At 45.3% G+C, this 21,725-nt stretch carries 15 protein-coding genes; 11 read left to right on the top strand and 4 right to left on the bottom strand.

The window, feature by feature from the left end:
- The first annotated feature begins 1 nt into the window (after position 1).
- The 6 genes from rbsC (at position 2) to CIK04_RS04030 (ending at position 5,907) form a co-directional block, all read left to right on the top strand.
- Complete coding sequence (gene rbsC, locus CIK04_RS04055) at positions 2–973, top strand: ribose ABC transporter permease (RefSeq protein WP_306460203.1); 972 nt, start codon at positions 2–4, stop codon at positions 971–973.
- A 79-nt stretch (positions 974–1,052) separates the two neighbouring features.
- Positions 1,053–1,931: a ribose ABC transporter substrate-binding protein RbsB gene (gene rbsB, locus CIK04_RS04050; protein WP_017422540.1), complete on the top strand. Its 879-nt coding sequence runs from the start codon at positions 1,053–1,055 to the stop codon at positions 1,929–1,931.
- 155 nt (positions 1,932–2,086) lie between these two features.
- Entirely contained in the window at positions 2,087–3,007 is a 921-nt protein-coding gene (rbsK, locus tag CIK04_RS04045; protein ID WP_097352578.1) for a ribokinase, read from the top strand.
- Positions 3,008–3,027: 20 nt separating this feature from the next.
- The gene (locus tag CIK04_RS04040) at positions 3,028–4,047 is read left to right on the top strand and encodes a substrate-binding domain-containing protein (protein ID WP_038963799.1); all 1,020 of its coding nucleotides are present in this window, start codon (positions 3,028–3,030) and stop codon (positions 4,045–4,047) included.
- Positions 4,048–4,278: 231 nt separating this feature from the next.
- On the top strand, positions 4,279–4,494 hold the full coding sequence (locus tag CIK04_RS35460) for a hypothetical protein (protein WP_011081055.1): 216 nt from the start codon (positions 4,279–4,281) through the stop codon (positions 4,492–4,494).
- Positions 4,495–4,923: 429 nt separating this feature from the next.
- Entirely contained in the window at positions 4,924–5,907 is a 984-nt protein-coding gene (locus tag CIK04_RS04030; protein WP_017422543.1) for a chemotaxis protein, read from the top strand.
- Between the two features lie 86 nt (positions 5,908–5,993).
- On the opposite strand, the gene CIK04_RS04025 is transcribed toward CIK04_RS04030, so the two are convergent.
- The gene (locus tag CIK04_RS04025) at positions 5,994–7,118 is read right to left on the bottom strand and encodes a fatty acid desaturase (protein WP_175546847.1); all 1,125 of its coding nucleotides are present in this window, start codon (positions 7,116–7,118) and stop codon (positions 5,994–5,996) included.
- 169 nt (positions 7,119–7,287) lie between these two features.
- Between CIK04_RS04025 and CIK04_RS04020 the strand changes: the two genes are divergently transcribed.
- The gene (locus CIK04_RS04020; protein ID WP_011081058.1) at positions 7,288–7,836 is read left to right on the top strand and encodes a GNAT family N-acetyltransferase; all 549 of its coding nucleotides are present in this window, start codon (positions 7,288–7,290) and stop codon (positions 7,834–7,836) included.
- 81 nt (positions 7,837–7,917) lie between these two features.
- Here CIK04_RS04020 and ylqF read toward each other — a convergent pair whose 3' ends face one another.
- Both ylqF and CIK04_RS04010 read right to left on the bottom strand, forming a co-directional pair.
- Positions 7,918–8,862, bottom strand: a complete 945-nt coding sequence (ylqF, locus tag CIK04_RS04015; protein WP_038968440.1) for a ribosome biogenesis GTPase YlqF — start codon at positions 8,860–8,862, stop codon at positions 7,918–7,920.
- Positions 8,863–9,121: 259 nt separating this feature from the next.
- Positions 9,122–10,681 (bottom strand): PAS domain-containing methyl-accepting chemotaxis protein, encoded by a 1,560-nt coding sequence (locus tag CIK04_RS04010; protein WP_097352579.1) that lies wholly within the window; start codon positions 10,679–10,681, stop codon positions 9,122–9,124.
- Between the two features lie 718 nt (positions 10,682–11,399).
- On the opposite strand from CIK04_RS04010, the gene CIK04_RS04000 reads away from it, so the two are divergent.
- The 4 genes from CIK04_RS04000 (at position 11,400) to CIK04_RS03985 (ending at position 21,227) form a co-directional block, all read left to right on the top strand.
- Entirely contained in the window at positions 11,400–12,533 is a 1,134-nt protein-coding gene (locus tag CIK04_RS04000; RefSeq protein ID WP_097352580.1) for an exonuclease SbcCD subunit D, read from the top strand.
- An 8-nt stretch (positions 12,534–12,541) separates the two neighbouring features.
- Complete coding sequence (locus CIK04_RS03995; RefSeq protein ID WP_097352581.1) at positions 12,542–15,607, top strand: AAA family ATPase; 3,066 nt, start codon at positions 12,542–12,544, stop codon at positions 15,605–15,607.
- Positions 15,608–15,994: 387 nt separating this feature from the next.
- Positions 15,995–19,855 carry a M6 family metalloprotease domain-containing protein gene (locus CIK04_RS03990; RefSeq protein WP_232708650.1) on the top strand — a complete coding sequence of 1,287 codons (3,861 nt, stop codon included), beginning with the start codon at positions 15,995–15,997 and terminating at the stop codon, positions 19,853–19,855.
- A gap of 520 nt (positions 19,856–20,375) precedes the next feature.
- Positions 20,376–21,227 (top strand): LysR family transcriptional regulator, encoded by an 852-nt coding sequence (locus CIK04_RS03985; RefSeq protein ID WP_015727729.1) that lies wholly within the window; start codon positions 20,376–20,378, stop codon positions 21,225–21,227.
- Positions 21,228–21,230: 3 nt separating this feature from the next.
- Here CIK04_RS03985 and CIK04_RS03980 read toward each other — a convergent pair whose 3' ends face one another.
- Positions 21,231–21,599 carry a pilus assembly protein CpaA gene (locus CIK04_RS03980; RefSeq protein WP_325205693.1) on the bottom strand — a complete coding sequence of 123 codons (369 nt, stop codon included), beginning with the start codon at positions 21,597–21,599 and terminating at the stop codon, positions 21,231–21,233.
- Between the last annotated feature and the right edge of the window lie 126 nt (positions 21,600–21,725).

Below are 21,725 nucleotides of genomic sequence, written 5' to 3'. Positions count from 1 at the left end.
CATGAGTAAAAGCAAATCAAATGAGACAAAGAGAACTTGGATCAGTAAAGAGTGGCTCATTGAGCAGAAGTCGCTCATCGCGTTACTTTTTCTCATCGTGGTGGTCTCTTTTCTCAATCCGAACTTTTTCACCGTAGACAACATTCTTAACATTCTTCGTCAAACTTCGGTGAACGCGATCATCGCCGTGGGGATGACCTTGGTTATTCTGACCGCGGGCATCGATTTGAGTGTGGGGTCGGTGTTGGCCTTATGTGGTGCGTTTGCTGCGAGCCTTGTCGCCATGGAAGTACCCGTACTCATCGCGGTGCCAACTGCGCTGTTAGCGGGAGCAGCGTTGGGTGCCATTAGCGGCGTTATTATTGCCAAAGGCAAAGTTCAAGCCTTTATCGCCACGCTGGTGACGATGACGCTGCTGCGTGGCGTTACCATGGTTTACACCGATGGCCGTCCTATCTCTACCGGATTCACTGATACGGCAGATGCATTCGCTTGGTTCGGTACAGGTTATGCGTTGGGTATTCCTGTTCCCGTATGGCTAATGGTCATCGTGTTTGCGGCCGCCTGGTATCTGCTTAACCACACCCGCTTTGGTCGCTATGTGTATGCACTGGGTGGGAACGAATCCGCAACACGTCTATCTGGTATCAACGTCGACAAAGTCAAAATTGGTGTTTATGCGATTTGCGGCCTGCTTGCTGCTTTGGCAGGCATCATCGTCACATCACGCCTATCTTCGGCGCAGCCAACGGCGGGGATGGGTTACGAGCTTGATGCCATTGCAGCGGTCGTGTTGGGTGGTACCAGCTTGATGGGTGGTAAAGGGCGCATCATGGGTACGCTTATCGGCGCCCTGATTATTGGCTTCTTAAACAACGCGCTGAACTTACTCGATGTTTCTTCTTACTACCAAATGATCGCCAAAGCTGCCGTTATTTTGCTGGCGGTCATGGTGGATAACAAAAATAAATAAATGATTTGAACTCTGGAATAACTCTCTGACAGCCAAGTTTCGGCTTGGCACCCCTACAAAAGTACAAAGGACGACAACAATGAAAAAATTGGCAACATTGATTTCTGCTGCACTACTAACCTCTACCGTTTCTCTTGGTGCGCAGGCGCAAGATACTATGGCGATCGTAGTTTCAACGCTGAACAACCCATTCTTCGTCACCATGAAAGATGGGGCGGAAACGCGTGCAAAAGAGCTGGGCTACAATCTGATTGTTTTGGATTCGCAAAACGATCCGAGCAAAGAGCTTTCGAACGTGGAAGACCTGACCATTCGTGGCGTGAAAGCGATCTTGATCAACCCAACGGATTCGGATGCGGTATCCAATGCTATTCGTATTGCTAACCGTTCCAACATCCCTGTTTTGACGCTTGACCGTGGTGCAAGCCGTGGTGATGTGGTCAGCCACATTGCGTCAGACAACGTGGTCGGTGGTGAATTGGCGGGTAATTTCATCGTCGAAAAAGTGGGTGAAAAAGCGAAAGTGATCCAGCTTGAAGGTATCGCTGGGACATCAGCAGCGCGTGAGCGTGGGGAAGGCTTTATGAATGCGGTGAAAGGCAGTCATATGGAACTGCTTGCGAGCCAACCTGCGGATTTTGACCGCACTAAAGGCCTGAACGTGATGGAAAACTTACTGGCAGCAAACCCAAATGTTCAAGCGGTATTTGCTCAAAATGACGAAATGGCACTCGGTGCGCTACGTGCAGTGCAAGCGTCAGGCAAAGACATTGTTATTGTCGGTTTTGACGGCACCGACGACGGTATCGCCGCGGTGAATCGTGGCAAACTGGCGGCGACCATCGCCCAGCAGCCCGATCTTATCGGTGCGCTTGGTATTGAGACCGCCGACAAAGTGCTGAAGGGCGAACAGGTTGAAGGTTACATCCCTGTTCCACTGAAAGTCGTAACGAAATAATCATCATGTTATGCCTCTGACGTTAGTTAGAGGCATAAACGCCCGATGCCATTGAGTTTTTGGTTCGCGCTTTGCTCTCTAGTAAGCAGAAAACTCAACGTCATCAGTGTCGTTTTACAATGAACAAAGCTCATTCATGAGCTGAGGAATGCCCAATGAACAAGTTAGTGGTTTTAGGTAGTGTTAATGCAGACCATGTGCTTCAAGTCCCATCCTTTCCACGTCCTGGGGAAACGTTACATGGGCGAAATTATCAAGTGATTCCGGGTGGGAAAGGGGCCAATCAAGCCGTTGCCGCTGCGCGTTTAGGTGCAGATACGGGCTTCATCGCTTGTGTTGGGGATGACTCGTTTGGCATCAATATACGTGAAAACTTCAAGCTTGACGGTATTCAAATCGAAGGCGTGAAGATGCAACCGAATTGCCCAACAGGTATCGCAATGATTCAAGTCGCAGACAGCGGTGAGAACAGCATTTGTATCTCGGCGGAAGCCAATGCCAAGTTAACCGAGGCGGCCATTGAATCGGATTTGCCACGCATCCGTGATGCCAGATTTCTTCTTATGCAGTTGGAAACTCCTCTCTGTGGGATAGAGCTTGCGGCCAGAGAAGCCAAAGCAGCAAAAACCAATGTAATTTTAAATCCAGCACCAGCGCGCACATTGTCTGACGAGCTATTAGTATGCATCGACGTGATCACACCAAATGAGACAGAAGCTCAGGTGTTAACCGGGATCGAGGTCATGGATGACGAAAGCGCTCAGCAAGCCGCCAATGTTTTGCATCAAAAAGGCATTGAGATCGTCATGATTACGCTTGGCTCTAAAGGGGTTTGGCTCAGCGAAAATGGCAGAGGACAACGCATCTGCGGTTTTAAAGTCGATGTCACCGATACAACCGCTGCAGGAGATACTTTTAATGGGGCATTGGTCACTGGTTTATTGGAGGATATGCCTTTAGAATCAGCGATTAAGTTTGCTCATGCCGCTGCGGCGATTTCAGTGACTCGATTTGGAGCGCAAACTTCTATTCCAACCCGTAAAGAGGTCGATGAGTTTTTAGCCGCGCACAGTTAGCCAATAATTAGGAGAATAACATGGCTACGATGAAAGATATTGCAAAGCTTGCTGGTGTTTCTACATCAACCGTTAGCCATGTTATTAATAAGACCCGTTTTGTCAGTGAAGAAATTGCGCTGCGGGTCAATCATGCTGCTAAAGAACTCAACTATTTTGCCCCTTCCGCCTTAGCCCGCAGTTTAAAAGTCAACCGAACCAATACCATAGGAATGCTTGTAACGACCTCAACCAACCCGTTTTTTGGTGAAGTGGTTAAAGGGGTAGAGCGCAGCTGCTATCAAAAAGGATACAACTTAATACTCTGCAATACGGAAGGCGACCACGAGAGGATGAAATCGTCGATCATGACCTTGCTGCAAAAACGCGTCGATGGTTTGATTCTGATGTGTTCTTCGCTTGAAGGTGAGCGTTTGGATGTGTTTGAGCGCTACCCTGATATCCCTGTGGTGGTGATGGATTGGGGCCCCATGCTGTTTAGTAGCGATAAGATTCAGGACAACTCGCTACGTGGTGGCTATCTTGCCGCGAACCATCTCATTCAAATGGGGCATAAAGAGATTGGCTGTATTACCGGCCCGCTGATTAAGCATCAAGCTCAAATGCGTTATGAAGGCTACAAACGGGCGCTCAATGAGCACGGGTTGCCGTTCAATCCCGCGTGGATTGTGGAAGCGGACTTCGAGTGCGAAGGGGGCTATCAAGCATTCAAAAAAATCGTCGCCAAAGGCTCATTGCCGAGCGCTCTGTTTGTTTGCAATGACATGATGGCGATGGGGGTGATCAATGCTGCCAATGAGCTGGGTGTGGAGATTCCTCATGACCTTTCTATTATCGGTTACGACGATATACACATTGCTAAATTTATGACGCCTTCGCTTACGACTATTCATCAACCTAAATATCGTTTAGGTCAAGCCGCTGTCGAAACCTTACTCAAAAAAATCAATAAAGAGACCGCAGAAGTGCAGGTAGTACAGCTTGAACCGACGTTGATTGAGAGAAACAGTGTCGTTGAGTGGCATGACAATGAGATCTAGTTCATTGTTAGTAACTCTAAGTAAAAAAATAGTTACATAGTTGTTTGCTTTTATGTCAATCTGGGCGTAACTTCGCTTGGAATAATTAGCTCGCCGAATAATTCATTTGCTATATCGTCTGAAAATTTTAAGGATGTGATTTTCAGCCAAAAATAGCAAAATAGAGTTGTTTATTGGAATAGCGTGTGGTTTTATTGATATATTAATAAGTAAGGTTTGATAAGTTGAAGTATGATTGGTAGAAAATATGCCCATTTTTCGGTTAAACATCCTTGGATACACCGTTTTAACCTACTAGTAGCGCTCATGATCTTTGCGGTAAGCTGCTATGAGCTACTAGCCAATGAAAACTTATGGTACGGCCTAGGGACATTATTCACATTTGTTTTGTTGCTTGTATTTGCCTCTGCATCTGAGTTTAAACGAAAATACCTTTCTCATGAGTAAATGAGAGAACAATTGAAAAGGCACCAGCATAGGTGCCTTTTTGTCTTTTCTTGAACCAGACTTCTCTCCGTGCTCCTGCATTCTAGTTTTCGTTTGTTCTTTGATGCTTATCTTGTGTATCGCACCATCCATGATGGGGGAGGAAGCGCGCACGGTATCCCTCTTCGTGGTTAGTTGCATATGAGGAAACAGGAATCATTCATCGAATGAAGAAAACTTCAGCGAATTAAAAAACTGCGACTATTATTGAAGATAACGGGCATTTTTTGCTGGCAAACGTGGTGAATCACAGTTTTTGTTTAAATATTTGAACTATTGAGTTGTTTGCCGATTTACAAAACTGAGCCAAGCAGTTAAAAAGAAAACAATCGATAAAAAACCGTAGCCTGGCAACAGGTGGTTTATTAACCATGAAAAGTATTTGAAATCATGAGCTATTCAAGTAGTACAATTTTGACCGAAAGTGGAACCAATGAACTTGAGATTATCGAGTTTCATTTGGAGAAGGTTTTGCCTAACGGTAAGACGAAAACTTGCTATTACGGCATCAACGTTGCGAAAGTGCGTGAAGTTATCCAAGTTCCAGAAACAACGGATTACCCAAATGCTCAGCCGCATATGATTGGTGTGTTTTCTTCGCGTGATGTGTTAACGCCACTTGTCGATCTGGCTGGCTGGTTAGGCGTACCTACTCGTCCGGCGGTTGAGCGCAAGTTCGTTATTGTTACTGATTTCAACAAAATGACGAACGGCTTTTTAATCGACAGTATCAGTCGCATTCACCGTATTTCATGGAATGATGTTGAGTCGCCGAGTCAGTTTTTGGAAGCGGGCGAACAAGATTGCGTGGTTGCGGTTGTACGAAAAGATGGCAATCTGATCATGATCCTCGATTTCGAGAAAATCATCGCTGATATCAACCCAGAGCTCAGCATGGAGAAATACGACGTTAAAACAGACCGAAGTGTCGATCTTAACCAGCGTATGGTCACCAAGCGTAATGCCAAAACCATTATGGTGGTGGACGACTCTGCGTTCATTCGCTCTCTGATCCAAGAAACGTTGACTTCCGCAGGCTACAATATCATCGCCTGTAAAGATGGCGGTGAAGCGCATGATAAGTTAATGAACTTGATTGAAGTTGCACGTGAAGAGAATTTGCCGCTGAGTGAGTTGATTGATGCGGTGGTGACAGACGTAGAAATGCCTCGTATGGACGGTATGCACTTAGTGAAACGTCTACGAGACAGCGAAGCCTACAAGACTCTACCGATTGTGATGTTCTCTTCGTTAATGAGTGAAGACAACCGTGCGAAAGCATTGGCCTTGGGTGCCAATGACACCATCACCAAACCAGAAATTGGCCGCATGGTGTCATTGATGGATAAGTATGTGTTCAATATTGGATCGTAAGCACCAAGCGACACAATTCATCGACTAACAAATCAGGCTCCATAACGGAGCCTGATTGTTTTAGAGGGTTAAAAATATTTTAGGAGCTAAGCATAATGCGCGGTGAGCGCGTGCCAGCGTTTATAGCGGCTTAACAGGTCTTCTTTGGCTTGTTGATAACGTATTTTTACTAACGCTACCTCATATTTCTTCAAAGCAGTCTGTTTTTTACACTCTAGAAGCTGTTTCTTTGCATCGTAGTAATCTTTCATCGTGGCAACTAGGCCATCGAATTCCAATTGCAATTGCTGTTTGAGTGACTCTTGTTCACCGCGCTGAGCAAGTTGGTTGAGCGCGTTTTTTAGCCGTGTGGCGGCTCTCGCTTTGTCAATTTTCATTTGTGGAGTGAGGCGCAAGTTACGGGTTAGACCTAACCATGAACAACTTTTGATCAACCATTTTGTTGGGTCGTACTGCCACCAATAAATCCCATTGCGATAGTCGTTTTCAAAGATATGGTGAAAATTATGGTATCCCTCACCAAAGGTTAAAACGGCTAAGAACCCATTGTCTCTTGCACTGTTTTTGTCGGTAAAGGTCTGCTTTCCCCAAATATGAGCCAAGGAATTAATAAAGAACGTCGAATGATGACTCAGTGTTAAACGTAGTGCACCAACCACAAGTAGCATGCCGATGATGTCCTGATAATACCAACCCAGTAGCAAAGGGATACCCAAGTTTGTCGCTATTGCCAGTGGCACATAGTATTTGTGCTGCCACATAATGACGGGATCTTTTTGGAGGTCGCGACAGTTAGTGTAATCGTTGTAGGTTGATTGATTGTAGTCTCGCAGCATCCAGCCGATATGAGAAAACCAGAAGCCGCGGCTCGCGGAGTAGGGATCTTTATCGTGGTGATCAACAAACTTGTGGTGCATACGATGATCAGAAGACCAATGCAATGCACTGTTTTGTAGAGAGAAAGCACCGCCGATGGCAAAGACAATACGGAGCAAAGGATGCGCTTCATACGTCTTATGGCTCCACAAACGATGGTAGCCAGCAGTAATAGAAAGGTTGGTGAAGCTAAAAGTGACGAGTAACCAGATGAGGTGCTCAAAACCAAACCCTTCCTTGATACCGTACCAAGGTGTGACCACAAGGGCGAGCACTAATGACGTAACAAAGATGGCAATGTTGAGCCAGATGAATGGCGGTTTCTGTTGTTGCAAGATAGACCTCAAATGTTTAAGCGAACAGTTGTACGCTAGAATATCAGCGAACATGTGTAAGTCAAACTAAATGGCAAAATATGTGAACGGAATGTTTCCCTTTACTGGTAGGAAGAGTGTAGTATTAACTCTTTATGAAAATACTATTTGTAGCGATAAGGACTTGAAAATGGATTTTAAAGTAGCGAATTATTGCGATTTTGAACGGATTTCCCAACTTCACGCAAACAGCCTTAAGTCACACTATGGCGGTATCTTGAGTGAGCAGTACCTGACTCATGAGGTCTCAGCCGAGAAACTGCTGCTATGGCAAACTCGATTAACAAACCCTCCCTTTAGTCAGCACATCGTTTTGGCCGAGGAAGGCGGTCTGTTGCTGGGCTTTATTTGTGCTTTCGGTAACCATGACTTTGAGCTGGGCACCTTCATTGATTCACTCTACGTCGATGACGCGTTTCAAAACCGAGGAATTGGCAGCAAGTTATTAAAAGAAATCGCGCAGTGGCAGCAGCATTACTTTAGTGATCGTGGCCTTTATTTACAGGTGAGTGAATCCAACACCGAGGCGATTGAGTTTTATCTGCATATTGGCGGCAGGGTGGCTGAGAGTCGTCAGCGCGAAGATCTCTCAGGGGAAATTGTGGTAGAAAAGGTGATGACTTGGCAAAACGCGCAAGCACTGTTGGATGGGCTTGAACTGGCACTCGTTCACGGCTAAGGCCTGCCAGTAAAGCGTTGCGTTTTTCAGTTCAGTAAAAAGGGATGCCATTTGGGCATCCCTTTCGTTTATTAACGCTTATTAACGTTTGTTACGTAGGTAACGTTTACGACGCTCTTCTTTGTTCTTTGCCTTTTCTTCCGCGCGACGTGTTGCTTCGAGTTCCACTTCCACCAATTCTTCAGTGATCATCTCTGGGCGTTCTAGGGTAATTTGTCCTAGCGTGCCGCTACGAAGTTCATGCAGCAGGATTTCACTGGCCTTGTGGAGGTCAACACGACCACCTGAACGCAATGCCCCACGGCGTTGACCAATCTCTTCCATCAACTCAACATCAGTTTCTGGCAGTTCTTCGATCTGATAGCGCTCCTTCAGCTTCTCTGGGTAGTGCTTTGCGAGGTACTCGACAGTGTAAAATGCCACTTCGTCATATTCCATCGCCGTATCTTTCACTGCGCCAGTAGCGGCTAAACGAAAACCACTATGAGGGTTTTCCACTTTTGGCCAAAGAATCCCTGGGGTATCTGATAACACAATGCCATTTTGCAGGTTGATGCGTTGTTGACGGCGAGTCACCGCTGGTTGGTTACCCGTTTGTGCAATCGCACGGCCGGCCAAAGTGTTGATGATGGTGGATTTCCCCACGTTTGGGATGCCCATGATCATGGTGCGAATGTTTTTGCCGACTTCTTCACGATGAGGAGCTAGCTTACGGCATAGCTCAAGAATTTTATGCACTTCTTGAGTCTGTGACGTGGTGATCGCCATCGCTTTTACATTCTGTTCTTTTTCAAGATGTTCAATCCAAAGTTCTGTTAGCTCAGGATCGGCTAAATCACGCTTGTTCAGTACTTTAACGACGGGTTTATCACCGCGGATTTTAGAAATAAGAGGGTTTTCGCTACTAAAAGGAATACGTGCATCTAGCACTTCAATGATGACATCTATCTGCGGAATCGCTTCTGCAATCTCTTTTTGGGCTTTATGCATGTGGCCCGGAAACCATTGAATTGAATTGTTAACCATTTGAATAAATTGCCCTTTGTGTTTCTTTGTCTGTCTGAAAACATACCGTATTTGGCTAGAAATCTGTGATACCAACTTCATCTAAGGTGTGTGCAGACGGCTTTGGCGCGATCTTATCATTTCCAATCTCCGATGGCGAAGATAAGATTCCTAATTCACTACAAGCCCATCTCTCGGTATTACGACCCAAATAAAAACGCACAACGGGCTTGTTTACCCGTCGTGCGTTTTATTGCTTATCGTCTATAGGTTGATCGCATCAAATGCGCCTGAATTGAGAAACCAGCTTACCTTGGCTATCAAGGGATTTCACCAACGCGTTACATTGGTGACACGTGTCACTAGAGAGCACGTTGGCGGCTGAACAAGCATCATTGATGGATTGAACACTAGAGCTCATGTCTTCCGTGACTCGAGCCATTTCTTCAACTGCTGTGGCAATTTGGTTATTTCGATCAGAAATGTCCGTCACTTGGTCGAGCAGTATTTGCAGCTTTTGCCCAGAGGAGTCGGCTGAAGAGACACATTGTTCAGCCAAGTGCGTCCCTTCACTCATGGATGAGACTGCTTTTTGAGTGCTGCTTTGGATCAATCCAATCACTTTCTGAATTTCTTCGGTAGATTCATGGCTTCGCTGCGCAAGCTTTCTAACTTCGTCGGCGACGACCGCAAAGCCTCGCCCTTGTTCGCCAGCCCGTGCTGCTTCGATGGCAGCATTGAGTGCCAAAAGGTTGGTTTGCTCAGCCACACCTTGAATGATGATCAGCACATCACCAATGGTTTTGCCGTGTTGCGCGAGTTGGCTCACCACGTCTGAAGTCTCATCCAATTGTCCTGCCAGCAATTTAATCGCCTTGACGGTGTCTTGCACAGTGATCATCCCTTCACTGGCTGCGTTGTGTGCTTGATCTGTTGCGTCTGAAGCACTTTGCGCGTTTTGTGCGATCTCGTTGGCGGTGGAGTGCATTTCGGTAATGGCTGCAGCCACTTGTTCTGTCTCGTGGGTTTGACCTTTGAGGTTGTGCGATGCTTTATCACTGTTTACGGAAGAACTACGAGCAGAGACGATGAGTTGTTGGTTGGAGTCCTGAATGCGTCCCACCACCGCATTGAGCTCAGACTGACGCATCTTAAGTGCCAGTTTTATCTCGGAAATATCGTCTACATTCTTGTTGTATACCAGTTCCATTAATGGGTTATCGAACACTTTACGCGCTTCTGCTGAAAGCGATTCTAATCGGCGGGTGGAGCTGTAGCTAATCGCCACAGACAGCAAGAGAAGTGACCAAATGCCTAAACCGGGAAGCGCGGTATTGAACGCCAAGCTTAAGAGAGTCGCGCCCAAAAACAGTATTGATTGTCTTTGCCATAGTCGAGTGCGAGGAAGCTTGAGTTGAATCGGTGTTTTGCCAGCACGGATTTGTGCGTATAGCCGAGTCGCATTTTCGACATTTTCTCGGCTTGGACACAACCGGACGGATTGATATTCGACAACCTTACCTGAGCTGTCTTTAATGGGTGAGGCAAACGCATCAACCCAATAATGGTCGCCATTTTTACAACGGTTTTTGACCATTCCCATCCAAGATTTACCCGCTTTCAAATGTTCCCATAAATCTTTAAACGCTTCGGGTGGCATGTCAGGGTGTCGAACCATGTTGTGTGGCTGCCCCAGCAATTCCTCTAAGGTATAACCAGCGACATCACAAAACTCTTTGCTCGCATAAGTGATATGACTGGAAGGAGAGGTAACAGAAAGAAGGTTGTAGTGAGGAGGGTAAGTCACCTCTTTCTGAGTCACGGGTTGATTGATGCGCATAAATTGCCTCTTGATTCATATCCCTGAATGAAAAAATAAGCCACGACTTTTACTTTAGCTTTAACTTAAATAACAATCATTATTATTGGTCTTTTATTAGGTTTAGTTCAGTTTGGAAAAAGTACAAACATCGATATTACCCATTGCTTTTATTGGCGCAGGTCTATACTGAAAAAACGCGTACAAAGGGTGTAAAAGCTGGTATGTCAGTGGGAAGTGACATCAAGATGCAGATGAACTTCTGAAACTTCAATAACTTACTGAAGCGGATTTAGCGCCGATTCGTAAGTTTGGTCAAATTATGGTGCTCAAATTGGATGGGTACGTTAAGCACTTTTATGATTGGCTCAGAAATACCCCTGTGTAGGGGCTGTATCTTGGTGATGAGCAAAAATTACAACGAGTTAAAAACGCTGAAGTGATAAGGCAAAAGGCATTTGCGAAAGGGCTGGAACTGATCTTTGACTTGCCGCGGGAGACTCTTCTATCTTTGGTCGGCTATCCTATGCGTTAGGAGCAAATCATCAACGGAGTCCACAACTCAAATCACCCAGAAAACCAGTGCCAGATAACGCGAGTTCGCTAAAAGGAACTCATTGAATGTGATGGGTTTTGCTGCTTATTTGAACCTTGAGCAGCCATAGAATCTGCGCGGTTTTGTGCTATGATGGCCAACAATATTCGACACTCTTCTCTCATTTGTTGGCAGTGACAATTCATGAAGTTCATCCATACCTCAGATTGGCATCTCGGACGCCAGTTTCACAATGTTTCACTCCTTGATGATCAACGCGTCGTGCTCGATCAGTTAGTTAATTATATTCGAAATCATCCCGTTGATGCCGTTGTCGTTGCTGGCGATATTTTTGATCGCTCGGTGCCGCCTACTGCCGCCATCGAACTGCTCGGCAAAACGATTGATGAAATTTGTGGTGAACTTGATACGCCGATGATCCTGATTCCAGGCAACCATGATGGTGCAGCGCGTTTGGGCTTTGGTGCTTCGCAAATGAAACCCTCAGGGCTGCACATCATTAGCCAGTTTTCACAAATGATTGAACCGGTTGTGCTTACAAGTGAGAGGGCGGGCGATGTGGCGTTTTATGGCATGCCTTACAGCGATCCTGAGCAAGTGCGCGACGCATTTGGCGTGCCGGTGAGCAATTATGATGAGGCGCATCGCGTCTTGGTCGATGAAATTCGCCAGCATTTTGATCCCAAACAGCGTCAGGTGCTACTGAGCCACTGTTTTGTCGATGGGGCGCAGAGCAGTGAGTCGGAGCGTCCACTTTCCATCGGTGGATCTGACCGCGTTAGCTATGAGCATTTTTCCATTTTTGACTACGTCGCCTTAGGGCACCTGCACCAACCACAAAAGCGAGTGGAAGAACAGATTCGTTATAGTGGTTCATTGATGAAATACAGTTTTTCTGAGCAGTTCCAGAAAAAAGGATTCACGTTAGTGCAGTTGGATGAAAACGGTTTTGTCTGCGCAGAACACATCGCGCTCGATGCCCCTCATGACATGCGGGTGATTGAGGGCGAAATGAACGATATTCTCGAACAAGGTAAGCAAGATCCCAATTATCAAGACTATTTGCTTGTTCGCTTGCATGACAAACATGCCATTTTAAACCCAATGGAAAAGTTGCGAGCGGTCTATCCCAATGTTCTTCATTTAGAAAAACCAGGGATGTTAATGAACGTAGAGCAAGGTTTATCGCAAGCTAAATTGGCTCGTAGCGAAGTTGATATGTTTCGTGATTTCTTTGCACAAGCGCAGGATAACCCACTGAGCGAAACGCAAGATGCCGCGATTTGCCAACTCATTCAACAATTGACCAAGTCTTAGGAATCGCGATGAAACCACTCAAACTTACCATGCAGGCGTTTGGTCCATTTGCTGAACGTGAAGTCATTGATTTTACTCAATTGGGTGACAACCCTCTGTTTTTAATCAATGGGCCCACAGGATCGGGAAAAACCTCTATCTTGGATGCGATCTGTTTTGCCCTTTATGGCGAAACCACAGGCAATGAGCGCCAAGGTATGCAGATGCGTTCAGATTTGGCCTCTATCCATCTAGCCACGGAAGTGACGTTAGAGTTTCTGCTACATGGAAAACGCTATAAGGTGATTCGCTTACCTGAGCAAGAGGCGGCAAAAGCACGCGGTGAAGGCACCACCACCAAAAAACACACTGCCGCGCTTTATCTTTGCCAAGATGACGAAGAACTGATCACCAGCAAAACGGCTGAAGTGAAAACGCGAGTGACGGAACTGATTGGATTGAATGAAACGCAGTTTCGCCAAGTCATGGTGTTGCCACAGGGGAAGTTCCGCGATTTGCTGCTGGCGAGTTCCAAAGATCGTGAAGAGATTTTTGGCCAACTGTTCCAAACAGAAATTTACAAACGCATTGAATGGGCGCTAAAAGATAAAGCCAATGCGATTAGTAAAGCCAAAGAAGAGTTTGATAATCAAATTCGTGGGGCGCTAGAGGTGGCGGATGTCAGTGATGAGCAGGCGCTCAAAGAGGCGCTTGTAGACAAAAAGACGCAACTGACGCAGTGGCAAGAGACGGAGAAACACGCTCTCGAGCGTTACAATTCGGCCAAGCAATCCCTATCGGTTGCCAAAGCTCTGGTCGATGATTTTAACAAACTGGCTTTGGCCAAAACGAATTTAGATGCCCATTTGGCGAAAAATGATCAGATGCATCAGTTGGCGCAAAAGCTGGAACAAGCACGTCAAGCCCAGCACCTTGACGCACCGTATCGCCAGTGGAAAAACACACTCAATGATGTTCATGTTCAGCATGGCAAAATTGAACAGCTTAACGCATCATTAAACACACTGTTGTTGCAGAGCAATGAGCTCGAGCAGCAGTGTTTTCAGGCACAGAAAAATGCCGAGCAAATTCCTCAGCTACAACAGCAAACGTATGAATTAGAGACGGTTAAAAGCAAGCTGGTGGAAAAAGCCCAGTTTGAACAAGATATCATTCGTCTTGAAGAAGACGTGCAGAAATTTGCACACCAATTAAAGCGCGTGCAAGAACATAAAGTCGTGATGCAGCAGGAGCTGACGTCCGCCATTGAAGCGTTTGAAAAGGCCAAGCAGCAAGCGGCAGAGATACCGAGACTTGAAGCGCGAGAGAGCGAGCTTAAGCGTCAGATCAGTGACTATGAGCAATACCAGAATCTGAATACAGCGCTGCAGAATTTACTCACACAAACTGAACAAAAAGAGCAGTTACACCAACAAGCCAAGCAGCATTGGCTCAATGCCCAACAGTCCGCGGATAACATTGAGTTGAGTTGGCATAATGGCCAAGCCGCTATTTTGGCGCAGCGCCTTCATCAAGGGGAAGCTTGCCCGGTTTGCGGTAGCCTTGAGCACCCGCAAAAAGCGCAGTTTATTGGTGAGCCTGTGCATAAACATCAGGTAGAGCAGGCCCGTGAGCAGGAAAAAATCGCGCTCGCCCAGCTCAATCAACATCACCAAGAGCTGGAGCTGCACCTTGCACAAGTCAAGCAACAGCAGAAAGCGATTGAGGAAAAAGCAACACAACTCGGTGAGCTGCTTAAGAGCCCGTTAGAAACTTTGCAGGCGCAAACTCTTGAAATCAGTCACACGCTCAAACAGCTGCAAGGGTTAGATCTCGCTCAGCAAGAAAGCCATGTTAAACAATTGACGGAGCGTTGTGCGAAAGGCGAGGAGATGGAAAAAGAACTCGCTCAGCAACATATTTCTAGCACTGCAACGTTGCAAGAAAAAACGCAACAGTTGGCGAAGTTCAGCCAACAAATTGCCGCGCAGTTTAGCCAGGTTGCCCAAGTTGAGCAGGAAATCGCGCAGCTCAAGCAACAAACCACGGCTTTGCAAACGGCAAAAGAGACGATCCAAAAGCGTTTTGAGGAGGTTCAACAAACGCTTGCCGCACGTAAAAGTGAAGTCAAAGCACACAGTGAGATGTTGCTGCAGACTCAGCAGCGGAGTGAGCAAAACCAAACGGCATGGTTGGAGGCGCTGTCTGTATCCTCATTTGACGATGAACCGCACTATTTGGCGCTGCGTGTCGAACCAGAACAGATCGAACAATGGAAACGCGAGATTGAGCAACATCAACAGCAGGCGACACGTTTAGAGCAGAGTTATCAAGACCTCCAAGAGCGTTTGAAAAATCAGCAATCGCCCGAGCTTGAGCAATTAGAGTTGTTGGTGACAACGGCTGAACAGCACTATCAACAGATCAAAAATGAGTTGGATGCGGCACGTTCACTGGTGGCGAAGCTTGAGACCGTACAAGCGAAGATAGCTGAACTGCACACGCATAATCATCGCCTTGAAGAAGAGTACAAGGTCTTTGGTACACTCTACGATGTGGCGAGTGGCAAAACAGGCAGTCGCATTAGTTTGCACCGTTTTGTATTAGGAGTGTTGCTGGATGATGTGCTGATTCAGGCTTCGCATCGTTTGGCGCTAATGAGTAAAGGCCGCTACCAGTTAACGCGAAAAACCGAAGGCTTTAAGGGCACGGCGGGTCGTGGGCTCGATCTGATTGTGGAAGACAGCTACACCGGAAAATCGCGTGATGTAGCCACACTCTCCGGTGGTGAATCTTTCATGGCGGCACTTTCCCTCGCTCTTGGTTTATCGGATGTTGTCCAGTCATACAGCGGTGGTATTCGTTTAGAGACTTTGTTTATTGATGAAGGCTTTGGCAGCTTGGATCCTGAATCACTTGATCTCGCCATTCAAACCTTGGTGGAGTTGCAGCAAACAGGCCGAATGATCGGTGTGATTTCCCATGTGTCAGAGTTGAAAGAGCAAATGCAACAACGGATTGACGTGATACCGTCGCGAGTGGGCTCTTCGATTCGTCTTAAGTCCGCTTTTGCCGCTAATGCCTCAACAAGTTGAGGTGGTAAGTGGGGGTAGCACTCAGATCCTAGCAGTATAAACAGACAAAATCGCCTCGTGAGTTGAGACCAACGATCGAGGCGATTTATTTTCCCCATAACTCTCTTTTATCGACTTATAAATTTAAGTCGATAATCAGTACTTCATTTTTATTGTCAGCATCAATTTTGGGTAGGCTTCTGATTTATTTACCTGCTTAATTTTTTAAGTTTGTTGTCCGGATGTAGTTTTATTTATTAAAATATTGATATTTATCGTATTTTTATTTGGTTGTTATAGAAGGGGAAAGTATAACTTTAATTTATATTATGAATCCAAATGCTAATTGGTAATTAATTGGTCTGGTTGATATGTTGCCTTTATTATTGTCAATAATAAGGCGGGATAATGTCTTTAAAAATAAAAAAAGCGAAAATAGGAATCGCTATATCAAGTTTGCTCTCCTCCATCTCACTTAATGCGACCACTCTGCCGTCTCCGGATTGGCATGAGTTCACGATGAGTGATGGATCGGTACGTGAAATGCGTCTAATGGGGAATCAAGCGTTAGCGTGGTACCAAGACCGTGAAGGCACCATTTATCTCTATCAAGGAGAGACTTGGTACTACGGTAAATACGCAGAATTTGATGGCGAGGGCAGAGTGGTCTCAACAGATGTTGTTGTTACTCAAGCTTCGCAAAGTCCAGCGGCCTCTAATTCATCACTTCACCCAGTAAAGCCAGCTCGAATTAGCTTTGATGAAGGACATTCGTCAGACATCAACACCACTGAGCACCATTCTGCTACTTTACGAATCCGTCAAGCAGATCAACCTGTTACTCAACCTTTGCTTGTGGTTCAAGTCAGCTTTAATGACGAGGTGATGGTCAATGACTTTACTAACCGAATTTTTGGTCAGAATGGGCAAAGCGTTAGAGATTACTTTCTCAAGAACAGTTACAACAAGTACGTTGTTACTCCAGCACGAGAAACGCAAGGTACAGCGAATGATGGGGTGATCAACATTTCATTAGATATGGCGCATCCTGATTGTCACTCCAAAGAGGACAATACTTGTACCACCAGACAACGTGCCGTTTTTTCGGCTGCTTACGCCGCGCTTGATCAGTATATTGATTTGTCCACTTACGACAGTAATGGTGATGGTTTTATCAAGCCTTCAGAACTCTCAGTGATGTTCGTGTTTGCGGGTTACGATGCGGCGGCTGGCGGTAATCGTCGACCTTACATTTGGCCTCATAAGTTTGCCCATAACAATGAAACCATCGATGGTGTCACCATCAATGCGTATTGCTTGTTTGCTGATTTTCAAGGCGACCACCAGTCAACAATGGGCGTTATTGCTCACGAACTCGGTCATTTGATGTTGGGTCTTCCAGATTTGTATTCTTATGAGCATGATGGTTCTATAGGTCATTGGGGTTTGATGGGCGGTGGTTCATGGGGCCGCAAACCTGGCGACCTTTATTCTGGCGACACGCCTGTCAATATGACGGCATGGAGCAAAGAAGCATCAGGCTTTTTGGAACCAGATGTTTTAAACAGTAACCAAAGCTATACCGTCAACACCTCTCAAGGTGAAAGCGTCATCTATCTTGATCCGTACTTACAGAAAATGGGGCCAAGGCTCTACTTGCAAAACCGCCGAAAAGTCGACTACGACAGAGCATTGCAAGGAGAAGGCCTGTTGGCGACCTCTGTGGTGATTGACAACAAGTTCAACAGTACTGGCCCAATGCAGGTGCAAATATTCCAAGCGGACGGGCTAGATGAACTAAACGCAGGAGGGTGGAGTGACAATGGCGATGTTTTCCCGGGCAGCAGCAATGTTACCTTACTTTCTGATGACTCAACGCCTTCATTAAGGTTGAACACAGCTGGGCGCAATACCGGCATCACTATCAGTGATATTGTCAGTACTAATCAGCATTCAACGTTGACACTGCAATTGCCAGATCAGCGTGGCAAACATGCGTGGATGACCTCATTTGTACGTCAATATACGCAATATGATCGCCGAATTAATGCACTCGGTTTTGCGGTGGATGTGCATTTTGAAAACACCTCATTAGATGGCATTCATTTTTATGCGCAGAAAAGTGATCAGACACAGCCTATGGAATATAAGGTGACCAAATATCCTTATCAAACCAACTGGCGTGGCGAAGTGACTTTTAAGGCGGAAGATGGCGTTGAAATTGCTCGTGGGCAACTGAATTCCGATGGTGGACGGGCGATGTTCCCACAACCATTCGCATTGACACAAGAGCGTCACCTCATTGTGGTTGAGCTAACCAATGCAATACCCGAGTTTTCAACTTCTTATTACGATGCTTATCTCAGCGATGGCATTCGCAAAGAGCAGTTCTACGCTGACAATACCACGTTACAAGGTGGCCGAATGAACAGCGCGCGAGGTCGAAACTTCCCGTTTGCAGCACTACTACAAACCCAAGTTAACCCGCTTCCTCTCGCACTGGACGATCAATTCCAAGTTACTCAGGGCCAGAGTGTGCAGCTCAACCTAATGAACAATGATACCAACTTAATACCTGGTCACAGTTTTCAGGTTGAGCTCATGACCCAGCCAAGCAAAGGAACTGTGAATGGAAAAGAGTATCAAGCTGATTTGGGGGCTGAAGGCGTTGATGAGTTCCAATATCGTTTGCGCGACAGTGAAGGAAACGTGAGTAACACGGCAAAAGTGTCTGTTACTGTGCTGGCGATTAACAAACCCCCGGTCATTTCGGCCAAAGTGGTTAATGACGTCGTGTACGTTGGAGGACTCGTTGAGCTGAGCGTTAACAAAGTGGAGGATGAAGATTCCAAAGCGTTTAGTTACCAATGGCAGCAGATTTCCGGTCCAAAAGTGACGCTACGCAATGGCCAGCAGAAAACCAGCAGTTTTGTGGTTCCTGAAGGTGTGGCAGCGAGTGATGTCATGCACTTCAAGGTCACTGTGACTGATGATGCCCAAAACGAAGTCAGCCAAAACGTGGAAGTGAAGGTGAATAACCATCAGCCTGAAGCGCAAAATGATCACGGCCAAATAAAAGCTGGGGAAGTGAAACGCTTTAGAGTGTTGGACAACGATATTGAGAAAGATGGCGAGACGCTCACTTTAACTCGTATCGTCTCTCAGCAAGGGCTGGGTAAAGCGAGCCTTTCAGGAAATGAAATTGAATTTAGTGCACCAGCGACTTTCGGTAGTGAAACGAGCACAACGGTGACGTATGAGATCAAAGACCCTCAAGGACTGATGTCTCAAGCAACATTGATCATTCAGTTTGTTAAACCGAAGGCTTTAGTGATCGATAACATCACCCTTGAAGGACGTGAAGATGAAAGTGTCATCCTCAACTTGCAGCAATTAGCAGGCAAAGGAGGAGAGGTTAAGATTGTGGAACTGCCGAGAAATGGGCTGATTCACAATGGTCAATATGTACCCCAAGCGAACTTTGCTGGCAAAGACAGTTTCACGTTCCAAGTGACGAATGTCGAGGGGACGACCTCAAATATTGCCACGGTTTCGATCAACATTCTGCCAGTCAACGACTTACATACTTTTCGTGTTAACGCCTCTAAGTTGCAAGTCAGTGCGGACGAGCGTATTGAACTGTCGGTTGTGCAATTAAAAGACATTGATTCCAACAACCACCAGTTCAATTGGAAACAAGTCTCTGGGCGTAAAGCGACAATACTTAATGCGGATAAGTCGGTTGCAATCGTCGTGATTCCTTCTCAATCCGTTGGCAATGAAAAGCTTGTGTTCAGTGCAACGGTTCGTGACGAACAAGGAGAGGCGGTTACTCATAGTTTGACATTAACGGTGCATGCCACGACGCCTAGTGTGAAGCAGGGCAAACTTAAGCTCAAGTTTGGTAGCTCACTGAATGTGAAGCCTCTTGAATCTGAATACAAAGGGAAGTTCCAACTGCGTATTACGCGCCCAGCAGAACATGGTGAAGTGCAAATTGTGAATCAGGAATTGATTTATCAAGCCCCGTCTCAAACAGCATTAACCATGATCGACAGATTCAACTATGAAGTTCTTTTTGATAACGGAGAGAGCAAGCAGGGATGGTTTGAAATAGAGTTGTCGCCAACCAGCACGATTTCTGGCCAAAATGATGATTCAGACAACCCACCAACAGCTGATTCTGGTGGTGAAGATGCGGGTTCTCTAGGCTTTGGATCGGCATGGCTAATGGCATTCGTTTTACTGTGGCGTAGAAGAAAGAGCTAGGAAACCAGACATTCGGCAGTTTCCATTACCAGCAAAAGAAGAGGTGTTTCACCTCTTCTTTATTGTTTGTTCGAAATGAAATCAACTGTAAACTTCGGCGATAATGCATTGAAATCCTTATTGTTTGCCGCGAAATATCTTGAATATCCCATTCATGAGAAAAATTCCGCTGTCAAGTTTATTTAAGGTATGACGTGCCAACTATCAGGATGAAGTTTCGTATGTGACCGTTGTCACATATTCGTCAGTCAGTTTACATAAAGATTAATTCACAGTTCGAATAAATGCCTCATGATGATAATACTGCTCTGCCTATATGGGTTCTGGCTTGAGGAGAATTTTATTTACAATTTTATTACAAAGGAAAATACATCATATAAGCTGTGTTTATAGTTGCATAAACAATAGTTTTTTGTAACTCGCGTAGCGTATTGATATTTTTGTCTTGATTTTAAAAATCAGAAATACCAAGTACACAAAAAAACTATAAAACTGGGTAACATCAAGGTAGATAGCTGTCATGAAAACCGTTCATAGAATGATCGACGTAAAATATCTTCGGACATTTTCACAGGTTGCAAAACACAAAAGCTTTACAGCTGCAGCCGAGTCACTATTTATGACTCAGCCCGCTGTGTCGCAGCATATCAAAAAGATCGAAAATACAATTGGGGCTAGTATTTTTGTTAGAAAAGAGGGATTTGGGCTTACGAAACACGGTAAGGTGTTATTAGAATATGCGGATCAAACAATGTCCATGTATGAAAAGCTATTCAAAGATTTAGAAAAAGTGGATACGAGAGAGCAATATAACATTGCGATTGCAGATTCGTTCTGTCCTATTCTCGTAGAAAAAGTCGTGAGCGAATTTCGTGCACTGAATAATACAGACTTAGCGATCACCAGTTTTAGTACAACGTCTACGATCGATATCGCTAACTTCGATGTAATATTCAGTCTCAATCGATTGAGCTCTGAAAATGGTAATTCTTATCAGTTAAGATCATCAAGTTATGTAATTAGTCACACAGCATGTATAGACTTATATGAGTGCTATCCGTTCCGAGTGGTTTATTGCAACTCCTTGTCGAAAACCTTGGTTCAAGAATTACTGAAAGAGAACAAAATCGATACGCGGTTTGTCTCAAGTTGGGTAAGCACGAGTTCTGCAAGACTGATGAACAAAGAGTTGGAAAACCATGGCACCATCATGGTTTGTCCTGATTGGTCAGTTAGAGAGCCTAACTACAAGAAGATTCCCACTAGCCAACAGGTCAATATGAATGTTTGGTTTAGTGAAGGGATGTCTGATGAGTTAGACAAAATTGGCTTAAAGGCGAAACTCAACGATCTTTTTGAACAGCATCATTAGCAGCTATCTGAGGACCAACAAGCTTAATAGCATAAACAAACAGCATGATGCAGAAATAGGTATTCCGTAAGGGATGCCTATTTTTTTTATCTCCTTCTTGGCAATCAAACAATACACATAAACACCTATTACGGTGATTCCACCAAATAAGCCGATATAGCAAATGGCTTCAATAGCATAGTCGGGTTTTACGCCCACCATCATGACTGGAAAGTATTTTGCGTCACCACCGCCCCAGAATCCAAACAACCACAATATAAAACTTAATGCAAAGCATAATGTTGCAATTAAAAAGGAGTGTAATAAATAACCATTTAGAAAAGCAAAAATAAAGCAACAAAGAAAAGCAAAAACAACGGTGTGGTTCGATATGACGCGAGATTTGGCATCAGTAAATGATGCGTAGAGTGCTGTAAAAATATTAATGTTATGGCGAGTGGCATAAATGTTTCCAAAAATAAAGCCTATTTTACATTAATTTTTACTCCGTTAATAACT

It is taken from the genome of Vibrio sp. 03_296, from assembly GCF_002265885.1.
The sequence above is the reverse complement of the archived record's forward strand: the minus strand, read 5'-3'. Positions and strand labels throughout refer to the sequence as shown.